Source organism: Lancefieldella parvula (assembly GCF_963530955.1).
GTDB lineage: Bacteria > Actinomycetota > Coriobacteriia > Coriobacteriales > Atopobiaceae > Lancefieldella > Lancefieldella parvula_A.
Genome location: NZ_CAUSFQ010000038.1, coordinates 1 through 11513 on the forward strand (window position 1 = coordinate 1; position 11513 = coordinate 11513).

The following is an 11513-nucleotide window of genomic DNA, read 5'->3' on the forward strand; positions in this document are numbered from 1 at the left end:
GGAACTGTTTACGCAGGTGAGCTGCAGGATCTTCCTGCATACCACCAAAGAGCTCCATGCAAGCGCGAGCAACACGGTCTGGTGTATCAAGCAGACCTTCTCGCTCTGGATCCTCACCAATAGCAAGCAAAAACTCCTTGACCGCGGCTTTTACGCGCTCTTGGTCAAGCTCTTTATAGTTATTTTCCGCTGCCATGAGACAACCTGCCTTTCACTCTTATGCAAGCGTTCTTTGAGCTGCAGCAACAACATGGCGAGCAAGAATTGCTGTTGTCACGCTACCTACACCGCCAGGAACAGGAGTATAAGCACTTACCAGAGGAGCTACCTGCTCTGTATTAACATCGCCAACAAGCTTTTGAGCTGCTTCATCCCAGTTAATACCCACGTCAATGATGGTCTGACTATCTCTTACGTAGTCAGCCCCAATAAGGTGCGCACGACCTGCGGCCACAACCACAACCTCTGACTGCTTAAGCGTAGCAGCAAGGTCTTTGGTCTTGCTGTGGCACACCGTCACTGTAGCGTTTCTTGCACTTAAAAGCGCAGCTACCGGACGACCAATGACGTTAGAGCGACCAACAACAGCAACAGGTGTTCCCTCAAGAGGTACCTGGTAGAAATCAAGAAGCGCCAGAACTGCCTCTGCGGTGCAAGGCCCCAGTGCACCAGGAGTTCCACAAAGCGTTGCCAGTAGCATGGAATCAGTTGCGCAATCAACATCTTTTTCTGGTGCTAGATGCTGAAGCGCTTCATGCTCGTCAATTCCAGCAGGAAAAGGACGCATGGGCAGACAACCATGCACCAATGCGTCGGCAGAAACCTGGTCAAACGTAGCATTTACCTGCTCTTGTGTGGCGTCTTCTGGAAGCTCAATGGTCTCAACTTCAAAGCCTACCTTCTCCGCACGCGTATATGCCGCGCGCTCATAGGTAAGGTCATCGCTTTTCTGCCCTATACGAACAATAACCAGCTTAGGAGTTACGCCTTGTGCGCGAAGTTCCTTGACCTGAGCGGCAAGTTTTTCAGTTATTGCTTTAGCAACAGAAGCGCCACGAAGCTCCTGCGACAGAGTCTCTGAGCTCATGTTATGCCTCCTGTCTCAGCTGTGTGCTCACCGCATCGCTTACGGCGTCAGCTCGTGATACATAGGTGTCCAGAAGCTTATCTGCCTCATCAAGCAATGTTTGAGCATAGGCCGTATCATGCATGGAGCGCGTGTTTACAAACAACGTGTGAGAAGCTGCAATCAAAGCACCGCGCGCAAGAGCAGCACCGCAACCTACGTCGGATAAAAGCATACGAGATCCCTTGATAAGCATCTCTTCGAGAAGTTCAATGGACTCGCACACTTTTCTCATAACCTTCAGTGGAGGCTGAGCTGCTTCTTTAAGAGCATCCTCAACAATCTCTACGCGCTTTGGATCATCTTTAGACACACTAAACGCGCTGGAAACCAGCAAAAACTGGCGAGAGTCCTCATCCATAAGCTCCATGAAGTCTTGGCGAAGAGCTCCAGCTCGGGCGATGTATTTTGCAAGATCATCTTCATGCTGAGCATAGGCAGGTTTTCCTTGTGCGTACACACCAGCCATTGAAGCCAAAGACACTGCAAGTGCCCCTACATAAGCGGCAGCACTACCGCCACCAGGAATAGGCTCTTTAGCAGCAAGGTGTTGAGCATAAGAGTCAGCGCTATAGGTTGTAAACGCAACTTCTTCAGGTGAAGAGGGATAAGACATTAGAAAAGACCCACAATTCTTCCATCATCAAGAACATCAATATGCTCTGCAGCAGGAACCTTTGGAAGTCCTGGCATGGTCATAATAGAACCAGTAAGGCAGACCACAAAGCCAGCACCTGCAGAGACACGAACTTCTCGCACAGTAATCTTAAAGTTTTCTGGAGCACCCAATTTAGTCTGGTCATCAGTAAAAGAGTACTGAGTTTTTGCCATACAAATAGGAAGCTCGCCAAAGCCAAGCTCTTCAAGCTGCTGAAGTTGCTTGGCAGCGCTTGGAGCAAATTCAACACCATCGGCGTGGTAGATCTTGGTAGCAATGTTAGTAATTTTCTGCTTCAAAGACTCTTTGACATCGTAAGCAAAAGTGAGCTTAGACTCAGTCTGGCAAAGGCGCATGACCTCTTCTGCAAGAGCCTGGCCGCCCTTTCCACCTTTTGCCCAAACCTCAGACAGCACTACATTTACGCCACGCTTCTTGCACTCCTCCTCTACCAGAGCAAGCTCTTCAGCGGTATCGGTTGGGAATGCATTGATAGCAACAACTACAGGAAGACCGTAGACGGTCTGAATGTTGTCAACGTGACGAAGCAGGTTAGGAATGCCCTCTTTAAGCGCATCAACGTTTTGCTGGTTAAGATCTGCTTTGGCAACGCCTCCGTTGTACTTAAGAGCACGAACGGTTGCCACCAAAACAACAGCCGATGGAGCAAGGCCAGTAGCTCTGCATTTGATGTCCAAGAACTTCTCGGCACCAAGATCTGCACCAAAACCAGCCTCGGTAACAACGTAATCAGCAAGACGAAGAGCAGTCTTTGTTGCCTCAACCGTATTGCAACCGTGAGCAATGTTGGCAAAAGGACCGCCGTGGACAAGAGCAGGTGTGTGCTCAAGTGTCTGGACCAGATTAGGCTGAATAGCATCTTTGAGCAGTGCGGTCATAGCCCCCTCTGCGTGAATGTCACTGACGGTAACAGGCTTGCGATCGTAGGTGTAGGCAATAACCATTCTACCCAGGCGCTCTTTAAGATCTTTGATGCCCGAAGCAAGGCAAAATACGGCCATGACCTCGGAAGCGACCGTGATATCAAAGCCGTCTTGTCTTGGCATGCCATCAGCAATGCCGCCAAGTCCGTCAACAACATTTCTGAGCTGGCGATCATTCATGTCAACACAGCGTTTCCACACCACGCGGCGTGGATCAATGTTGAGGTTATTACCCTGCTTGATGTGGTTATCCAGCATGGCGGCGCAGAGGTTGTTTGCAGCGCCGATGGCGTGGAAGTCTCCGGTAAAGTGAAGGTTGATGTCCTCCATAGGAACTACCTGGGCATAGCCGCCACCTGCAGCACCGCCCTTGACACCAAAAACAGGGCCCAAAGAAGGCTCTCTAAGAGCCAACATGGCAGACTGTCCCAAGCTGGTCAAGGCATCTGCCAGACCTACCGAGGTAGTGGTCTTTCCCTCGCCCGCTGGCGTTGGGTTAATGGCAGTTACCAGCACAAGCTTGCCGCGAAGAGGCTTATCTGCCAAAGCACGTGCATCAAGCTTTGCCTTATAGCGACCATAAGGCTCCAGCAAATCCTCTGGAATACCCGCACGCTTTGCCACCTCAAAGATGGGAAGCATCTCGGATGATTGAGCAATCTCGATATCGGATTTAACCTCAGACATGTTGTTCCTAACCTAAAGTGGACTGCATGCACGTACTAAACACATGATGCGGCTGTTACACCGCATCAAGTTTTACCTATGAGAAGTCAGCAATCTGCTGCTCTAGCTGAGCAACAAGCGTAGTAAGTTCTTCTGCGCGCGCACGTTTCTTCTCGATAACTTCAGGCGCTGCCTTAGCAACAAAGCCCTCGTTAGCAAGGGTACGCTCCACACCAGAAAGCTCCTTCTTTGCGGACTCAAGATCCTTCTGAAGACGCTTAGCCTCTGCAGCAAGGTCAACAAGCTCGCCCAGAACAACGTACATCTCAAGGCCAGCGTCGGTGACAGAAACAGAACCGGCGGGCTTCTGAGGAGCCTCAGCAACCTCAAGCGAGCTTACACGGCCAACGTTCTGAATGAAGGCTGCCTGCTCCTTCAGAGCTGCAACATCCTGTGCTGGAGCTTTAACCACAACAGCAAGATCTGTCTTTGGAGACAGCCTATAACGAGCGCGAGAAGAACGAACAGCAGAAACAACAGTCTTAGCAAGCGAGAAGTTATGCTCAGCTGCCTCGTCAACAAAGTTGGCAAGTTTCTGTGGGTCTGGCCACTCAGAGATCATCAAGAACCCTGCTTCGTGACTCAGAAGACCGGATGCAGGAAGAGCATCCCAAACGCTCTCGGTAACAAATGGCATGGCAGGGTGCAAAAGCCTCATGCTGACGTCCAGGACAAAGACAAGGTTGCGCTGAACCTGCAGGCGCTCCTCAGGAGTTCCGTCTAGAAGGCGACCCTTGCAGAGCTCAATGTACCAGTCGCAGACATCATTCCAGAAGAAAGACTGAATGTTGCGGGCATACTCGCCAAAGCCATAGGTCTCAAGCTGCTCAGTTGTCTCTGCCACAACCTTAGCAAGGCGCGAGAACATCCATGCGTCTTCTGGCGTTTCTGCCTTTGGCATGCCGGCAGTGTAGCCGTCAAGGTTCATCTGAACAAAGCGGCTTGCATTCCAAATCTTAGTAACAAATGAACGTGCCTGATCAGTTCTTGGAGACTCAATAAGCTCACGAGTCTTTTTATCCAGAACAGCGTCAAACTTAACGTCCTGGTTGTTAGTAATAAGTGTAAGCAGGTTGTAACGCATTGCGTCTGCACCATACTTAGCAATCAGGTCCATAGGGTCTACGCCGTTACCCTTTGACTTGGACATACGGCTGCCGTCCTTAGCCAAAATGGTTGCGTAGATGTAAACATCGTGGAATGGAATCTCTTTGGTGAAATAAAGCGAGCTCATAATCATGCGAGCAACCCAAAGAGCAATGATGTCTCGAGCGGTTACCAGGACCTGCGTTGGATGGTGACCCTCAAGCTGCTCAGGATGGTCTGGCCAACCCTGTGTAGCAAAGGTCCACAGCTGAGAAGAGAACCAGGTATCCAGAACGTCCTCATCCTGGTGAACATGATGACCGCCACACTTTGGACAAACATCAGTGTCTTCCATAAGCGCATCCTGCCAGCCACAATCATCGCAGTAGAACACAGGAATGCGGTGTCCCCACCAAAGCTGCCTGGAGATGTTCCAGTCGCGGAGATTTTCCATCCACGTGAGGTAGGTCTGAGTCCAACGCTCTGGGTGGAAGGTAACCTGACCGTCTTTGACTACCTGTGCAGCAGGCTCTTTGAGCCTATCGACAGCAACAAACCACTGCTCAGAGAGCCATGGCTCAAGCGTAGTGCCGCAACGGTAGCAATGCATAACGGAGTGATCAAGGTCTTCAACGTGATCAAGCAGACCGTGCTCTTCAAACCAAGCAACAATAGCCTCACGAGCCTGATCTCTATCAAGGCCGGAGAACTCACCATAGCCGTCAACCACAACAGCATGCTCATCAAAGATGTTGATCTGCTCAAGATTGTGAGTCTGACCCATAGCAAAGTCGTTAGGGTCATGAGCTGGGGTTACCTTAACAAAACCGGTACCAAAGCCTGCGTCAACATGCCAGTCAGAGAAGATTGGAATCTCTCTGTCAACAATTGGCAGAATAACGGTCTTTCCCACAAGGTCAGCCTTTTCTGGGTCTTGAGGAGAAACAGCTACGCCCGTATCGCCCAGCATGGTCTCTGGACGAGTAGTAGCTACGGTAATGTACTCAACGCCATTAACAGGCTCTTTGAGAGGATAGCGCAGGTACCAAAGATGGCCCTTCTCGTCAGCGTACTCTGCCTCATCGTCAGAAATAGAAGTCTCGCAATGAGGGCACCAGTTTACGATGCGCTTACCACGATAAATAAGCTGGTCATGATACCAGTCAACAAAGACCTTACGTACTGCCTGAGTGTACTCAGGAGACATGGTGAACTTCTCGTCATTAAAATCAATGGAGCAGCCCATGCGCTTAATCTGAGAAACAATGGTTCCGCCGTACTCGCGCGTCCAATCCCAACAAGCCTCCAAGAACTTCTCGCGACCAATCTCCAGGCGAGAAATACCCTCTGACTTAAGCTTTTTATCAACCTTAGTCTGGGTTGCAATGCCTGCGTGGTCTGTTCCAAGAATCCAACGAGTTGAATAACCGCGCATGCGAGAATAACGAATGTAGGCGTCCTGGATGGTGTCATCCATGGCATGGCCCATGTGAAGGATGCCGGTAACGTTTGGTGGAGGGATAACTACCGTACGGTCTTCAGTTCCCTTACTACGACCATAGCAATCTGCCTTTATCCACTTTTCAATGAGCTCAGGTTCAGCTGCCTGAGGATCATAATTCTTGGGCATTTCTTCCACAGTAATCTTGCCTTTCATATGCTTTTAGCAGTATTCCTATTAACCATTTGAACAGTATAATGCATTAAAACAGATGTGGTTTAGGGGAATATATTAATGTAATTTTAATATTACATATAAAAAATTACACTTTGTATAAAAAGTAGTAGTATTGATTTGTCACAACATTCAATTCAAAGTTTTAGCTGAAAGAAGCCATAACAAACATATCAAACACTAAAATTGATTGAAAAAATCAACAACATTTAAATCAAAAGTATAGTCAACAACTTTTTCTACAGGTTAAGAAGGTTTGACATGAAAAGCACTGTTAAAGAAATTCAAAACGACCTTAAGCGGAGTCTGTTTTGGAGTAACAAAAAGTTATTATTTGGCTCTTTTTTCTTTACGACTTCTCTAGAACTAGTTACGGTATGTTCTCCCTATATAACTTCAATTCTCATGAATTCCGCTGTGTCAGGATCATTTAATGATTTTCTACAAGGTTGTCTATTTGCCGCCATATTAACAATCTCAGCAATTACAAATAAATTAGTGGTTCGTTATTTTGTTCCTAATTATCTCTATCATGCTGCTAACTCTTATCGCAACACCGCATTTAAATACATGCTGAAAAAAGGTATAAACTCGTTTGAAGCAAGTGGTAGTTCCGTTTATGTATCTGCACTTACTAATGATTTAAATACTATAGAGACTACATATCTTGAACAGATGTTTTCTTTGGTAAGCGATAGCATATCTTTCATTGTGGCCCTCATAATGCTCATGGTTCAAAGCATTCCATTAACTATGGTAGCTATTGCCGCTTCAATTCTTCCTCTAATCATTGGCGTAAAGCTAGGTGGAACACTCGGTAAAATTCAAAAAGAATCTTCTGCAAAAACTAGTCAATTCATTGCCCAAGTCACTGATCTAGTAAAAGGCTTTCCTTTGATAAAAGCTTACGGTGCAACAAAGGCTGCAGTGAGACTTTTTGAAGAAGACAATAAAGCTCTTGAAAAATCAAAAAGAGAAAGTAGAAAAACTACTCGATTCATTAATACTCTGAGTTGGAGTGCTTTCGGCTTATCTCAATGGGCTGTTTTGATTGCTGGTACATATCTTTGTATTTCAAATCAAGGAGTAACACCTGGTGTAATTCTTATGGCTACGTTACTTATGAATTACATTAGTCTCCCTTTACAAACAATTCCACCGGTACTCGCATCGCGTAAGGCTTCAAATGATTTGATTTTAAAATTTTCTGAGACTCTTGCTGACAATGAAGAAGAAGAGGGGCAACAGACATTAGATAAAGTTACAGAAGGAATAGTCATCAACAATCTTTCATTTGCTTACGAACAAAATAAAGCTGTGCTGAAAAATTTATCAATCAAACTTCTGCCTAATAAAAGTTATGCAATTGTTGGAATATCAGGATCTGGAAAATCTACTTTATTTAATCTGCTCATGGGTGGCAATTTAAGTTATCAAGGAAATATATTTTACGATAGCTTAGAGTTAAGAACTATTAATAAAAAGAGTCTCTATCAAAATGTTTCACTCGTACAACAAGAGAATTTCTTATTCAATGCATCCATTGAAGACAACATTACTATGTTCGAAAACCACTCAAAAGATGCTATTTTCCAAGCATGTGAAAAAGCTGGTCTTACAGATTTCATTAAACAAAATAAGCTGAGTTATCAATGTGGTGAAGCAGGTTCAAACCTTTCTGGTGGCGAACGTCAAAGAATTTGTATTGCTAGAAGTTTGTTAAAGGGTTCTAACGTTCTGTTTTTCGATGAAGCTACATCAGCGCTTGACCATTCAACTACTGACCAAATTATAAATTCAATAACAAATCTCAAAGGAACACTACGTCTAGTTATTACACACAACTTAGAGGAAGCTCAGCTGAAAAAATTTGACGAAATTATTGTAATGAAAGAAGGTAGTATTATCGAAATGGGTTCGTTTGAGGAGCTTATGCAACAAAATCATTACTTTAAGGCCCTCTATACTCTTGAACAATAAATACTATCTGCAGATACATTTTATGAGGAGCTCTATGTCTGCCACAATTCCTGAAGCCACTGCTCGACTTGAACTTGTCCTGGGAAAAGAACGCCTTGGGCAGATTCAAAATTCCTGCGTCATGGTCTTAGGGCTTGGTGGCGTTGGTTCAAACTGTGTTCAGGCGCTGGCCAGAGGCGGTGTAGGCACCTTTGTGTTAGTGGATGCTGATGCAGTAGAAGCATCCAACCTTAACAGGCAGGCTATTGCCTATGTGAGCACCATTGGAAAAAGAAAAGTTGATGTCACCAAAGAGATGATTCTGGACATTAATCCAGACGCTCACGTGGTCACCCTTGATGCTTTTTTGCTTAAAGACAACGTTGACGAGCAGCTCTCTGCTCTTCCAAAACCAGATGTTGTAGTTGATGCTATCGATACCATTTCTGCCAAATTGGCTGTTGTTGCGTGGTGTCAGAAAAACGATATCTACCTCATCTCCAGCATGGGCGGCGGCAATAAAATCCACCCAGAACTTCTGGAGATTACTACACTTTCAAAAACACATACCGATGCTCTCGCAAGAGTAATGAGAAAAGAGTCCAAAAAGCGCGGCCTTGCCGACTTCCGTGTGCTCTACTCACCCGAGCCTGCGCGACCAGTTTTTGCACCAGAGGGAGCAACGGGCAAATCTGCCAAGCTAGGCACTATGTCCTACTACCCTCCTATTATGGGTCAGATGATTGCCTCAGACGTCATTCTGCATCTTTCAGGGCTTGATCATGAGTAACCTCACGTACTTTGATGCGCACGTCCATGCCAACCTTATGGACTCTCCGCTCAATGTAGCGAGAAGTTCTCATGACGCCGGATTAGGTTTCTTTGCCTGTGGTGTTACTCCTCACGACTACCTTGAACTTGCTCCTCAGCTTACGCAAGACAACATCCGCGTGGGACTTGGAGCACATCCCTGGTACATCTCTGATGGGCGCGTTACTCAAAAAGATATAGAGCTCCTGCTAGAGCTTATGGAAGAGACGCTTTACATTGGTGAGGTTGGGCTAGATTTTTCTTCTCGCTATTGTGTTGATGGATTGCAAGAGCTGCAGGTTAAGACCTTTACGAAGATTTGCGCTCGCGCTGCAGAACTTTCACGTAACAGCCAACCTCGGGTGCTCTCAATGCACACCGTTAGAAGTGTTGATACGGTGCTAGATATTCTTGAACAGACAGGAGCTGCTCAAGTATGCATTCCTATCGTCCACTGGTTTAGCGGTAACTCAGATGAACTCCAGAGGGCCATTAAACTTGGCTGTTGGTTCTCTGTTGGCGAGATGGGCCTTAAGACTAAGCGTGGCCGTGAATACGCTAAGGTCTACCCAAAAGATAAACTCCTTACCGAGACTGACCTTCCCTCCAGTGATCACACAGATATCGACGCACTTGACATTGTGGACAGCCTTAAGCGAGCTCTTCTTGGGCTCAGTGAGGCCCGTGGATACTCTGTGCAAAGTGAAGTAATGGCAAACGCAGCAGGCGTTTTTGGCGTCTAAGTGTTAAAGTCTTACGTATGAGAAGATTACGTAAAATACCCACACAACGCCTTGTTGGAACAGGCAGGGCGCAACTTTCTGGAGCAATGCTTGCAAGCTCATCCGATGAGCTGGGTCTTGCTCTTAATGACGTTGTGCTTGTATTTGCCTGCAGCGATAACTTTGTGCCGTATTTATCTGTAGCAATTCAATCCATCATTGAGAACGTCAATCCGGAACGTCGTTACGACATCATTGTTTTGACTCGTGATCTCACTCCTACCAGCATGATTACGCTTACTCGTCAGGCTCAGCTTGTTGATAACGTCCATGTTGGCTTCTTAGATGTTGACGCTGCCCTTGGTGATATTGAGCTTCCTCATCATGGTCACTTTAGACCAGAAACTTACTACAGGCTGCTTGCTCCCTCGCTGCTTCCTAACGTCAATAAAGCCATCTACCTTGACTCTGACCTGGTAGTTAATACCGATATTGCAGAGCTCTATGATATCGATGTCACAGGATACTTGGTAGGCGCTACGCGCGACGCAGATACTATTGGACAGATTGATGGCTATGACGCCACAGTTGGCCCCTACCTCAAAAATGAGCTGGGTATGGATGATCCTCACGATTACTTCCAGGCAGGCGTCATTTTGATGAACCTGGAAGAGATTAGAAAGCAGATTTCTCCTGAGGAGTTTCTAAAGGTATCAACCATGCGTGCATGGCGCTGGCTTGATCAAGATGTTCTTAACAGGTTTGTAAACGGCCATTATCTTCGTATTAATATGAAATGGAATTACCTGGTAGACTGGCAATTCCTTCGCCGTGATCACATTGTTGCTCAGGCACCAAAAGATGTGCGAGAAGAATACGAAGAAGCCCGAAAGAATATCTGCATTGCGCATTTTGCAGGACCAGACAACAGGCCTTGGCTCTATCCAAACTCAGACCTTGCAGGCCTTTTCTGGTTCTATGCTCGTCGCTCCCCTTATCTTGAGGAGCTTCGTTCACAGCTTGAAGAGTCAAGACGTACGGTAAGAGGTCTTTCTCACCGCGTGCAAAGTGGTGTTCTTTTCCGCGGCTTGATGCCGTTGTTTGACACCGTTTTTCCACCAGGCACCAAAACCCGCACCAAAGTCATTACGTCATACAACAAACTTGGTGGCGGCAACCTGTAACGCATAAGAAAACCTCCCATTTCTCCTATCCAAGAAATGGGAGGAAATTCATTTTGACTTTCTTGTTAGTTTGCTACTCTACGACGTCAGTTAGTTTTTCTCGAGTATTGAGATTTGCACTCTGTGCGATTCGATCTATTTCATTAATCCACTCAGTATCTTTATCCTGAAACAATTGATTACGCTGATACTCTTGCATTTCTCCGCTCATAGATTGAGAGTATGCCACCTGATTACCAATACACAAATCAATATTGTCTGTTTTTGCTCTTGTATCAGATGTATTGATTATCTTTAGACATATACAACTATTACTCTGACCATTTTGCGTTGCAGCATTAAAAATATCGGCATTCTTAAATTGAATGTGATATGCCTCTGCATTTCCTAGCAGCGCATTTATAGCATGCGGCCCAAGGTCTTGCATCACATAGCCAATAAATTTTCCATTTCTAGAAATCATCCAATACACGGAGTTACACAAAAGCTCTCCGTCTTTTGAATAGACAAATTGAACCGGACCAGAGATTTGCAAGTCTTCAACTTTCAAATCATTTAATCCAGACTGGCTTATCCAGACTGAATCTTCCTGCCCTAACTCAGAACGCCAATTATCAATAAAA

General features: G+C 46.0%; 10 protein-coding genes. 4 read left to right on the plus strand and 6 right to left on the minus strand.

Translation table 11 applies throughout. The annotated features are described in order from the left end of the window. From RWJ43_RS03805 to RWJ43_RS03825, 5 genes are all read right to left on the minus strand, one after another. On the minus strand, positions 1-196 hold a 196-nt coding region (locus RWJ43_RS03805; protein WP_314007958.1), incomplete at its 3' end, for a GTP cyclohydrolase I. A gap of 21 nt (positions 197-217) precedes the next feature. After that, on the minus strand, positions 218-1087 hold the full coding sequence (locus RWJ43_RS03810; protein WP_314007960.1) for a bifunctional 5,10-methylenetetrahydrofolate dehydrogenase/5,10-methenyltetrahydrofolate cyclohydrolase: 870 nt from the start codon (positions 1085-1087) through the stop codon (positions 218-220). 1 nt (position 1088) lies between these two features. Then, positions 1089-1742 carry a cyclodeaminase/cyclohydrolase family protein gene (locus RWJ43_RS03815; protein ID WP_314007962.1) on the minus strand — a complete coding sequence of 218 codons (654 nt, stop codon included), beginning with the start codon at positions 1740-1742 and terminating at the stop codon, positions 1089-1091. Further along, positions 1742-3415: a formate--tetrahydrofolate ligase gene (locus RWJ43_RS03820; protein WP_314007964.1), complete on the minus strand. Its 1674-nt coding sequence runs from the start codon at positions 3413-3415 to the stop codon at positions 1742-1744. Before RWJ43_RS03820 ends, RWJ43_RS03815 begins: the two co-directional genes overlap by 1 nt. A 76-nt stretch (positions 3416-3491) precedes the next feature. Then, positions 3492-6179 (minus strand): valine--tRNA ligase, encoded by a 2688-nt coding sequence (locus RWJ43_RS03825; RefSeq protein ID WP_314007976.1) that lies wholly within the window; start codon positions 6177-6179, stop codon positions 3492-3494. A 297-nt stretch (positions 6180-6476) separates the two neighbouring features. On the opposite strand from RWJ43_RS03825, the gene RWJ43_RS03830 reads away from it, so the two are divergent. The 4 genes from RWJ43_RS03830 (at position 6477) to RWJ43_RS03845 (ending at position 10890) form a co-directional block, all read left to right on the plus strand. Next, the gene (locus RWJ43_RS03830; RefSeq protein ID WP_314007966.1) at positions 6477-8195 is read left to right on the plus strand and encodes an ABC transporter ATP-binding protein; all 1719 of its coding nucleotides are present in this window, start codon (positions 6477-6479) and stop codon (positions 8193-8195) included. A gap of 34 nt (positions 8196-8229) precedes the next feature. Then, entirely contained in the window at positions 8230-8964 is a 735-nt protein-coding gene (locus RWJ43_RS03835; RefSeq protein ID WP_314007968.1) for a tRNA threonylcarbamoyladenosine dehydratase, read from the plus strand. Further along, positions 8957-9727, plus strand: coding sequence for a TatD family hydrolase (locus tag RWJ43_RS03840; protein ID WP_314007971.1), 771 nt, complete (start codon positions 8957-8959; stop codon positions 9725-9727). Before RWJ43_RS03835 ends, RWJ43_RS03840 begins: the two co-directional genes overlap by 8 nt. An 86-nt stretch (positions 9728-9813) precedes the next feature. Continuing rightward, complete coding sequence (locus RWJ43_RS03845; RefSeq protein ID WP_313995663.1) at positions 9814-10890, plus strand: glycosyltransferase family 8 protein; 1077 nt, start codon at positions 9814-9816, stop codon at positions 10888-10890. A gap of 73 nt (positions 10891-10963) precedes the next feature. On the opposite strand, the gene RWJ43_RS03850 is transcribed toward RWJ43_RS03845, so the two are convergent. After that, a partial coding sequence (locus tag RWJ43_RS03850) for a hypothetical protein (protein ID WP_314007974.1) occupies positions 10964-11513 on the minus strand: 550 nt, incomplete at its 5' end.

Excerpts from the sequence above, each read along its gene's own strand:
- RWJ43_RS03810 (WP_314007960.1), bottom strand. The coding sequence starts at position 1,087 with ATGAGCTCAGAGACTCTGTCGCAGGAGCTTCGTGGCGCTTCTGTTGCT.
- RWJ43_RS03815 (WP_314007962.1), bottom strand. The coding sequence starts at position 1,742 with ATGTCTTATCCCTCTTCACCTGAAGAAGTTGCGTTTACAACCTATAGC.
- RWJ43_RS03820 (WP_314007964.1), bottom strand. The coding sequence starts at position 3,415 with ATGTCTGAGGTTAAATCCGATATCGAGATTGCTCAATCATCCGAGATG.
- RWJ43_RS03830 (WP_314007966.1), top strand. The coding sequence starts at position 6,477 with ATGAAAAGCACTGTTAAAGAAATTCAAAACGACCTTAAGCGGAGTCTG.
- RWJ43_RS03835 (WP_314007968.1), top strand. The coding sequence starts at position 8,230 with ATGTCTGCCACAATTCCTGAAGCCACTGCTCGACTTGAACTTGTCCTG.
- RWJ43_RS03840 (WP_314007971.1), top strand. The coding sequence starts at position 8,957 with ATGAGTAACCTCACGTACTTTGATGCGCACGTCCATGCCAACCTTATG.
- RWJ43_RS03845 (WP_313995663.1), top strand. The coding sequence starts at position 9,814 with ATGCTTGCAAGCTCATCCGATGAGCTGGGTCTTGCTCTTAATGACGTT.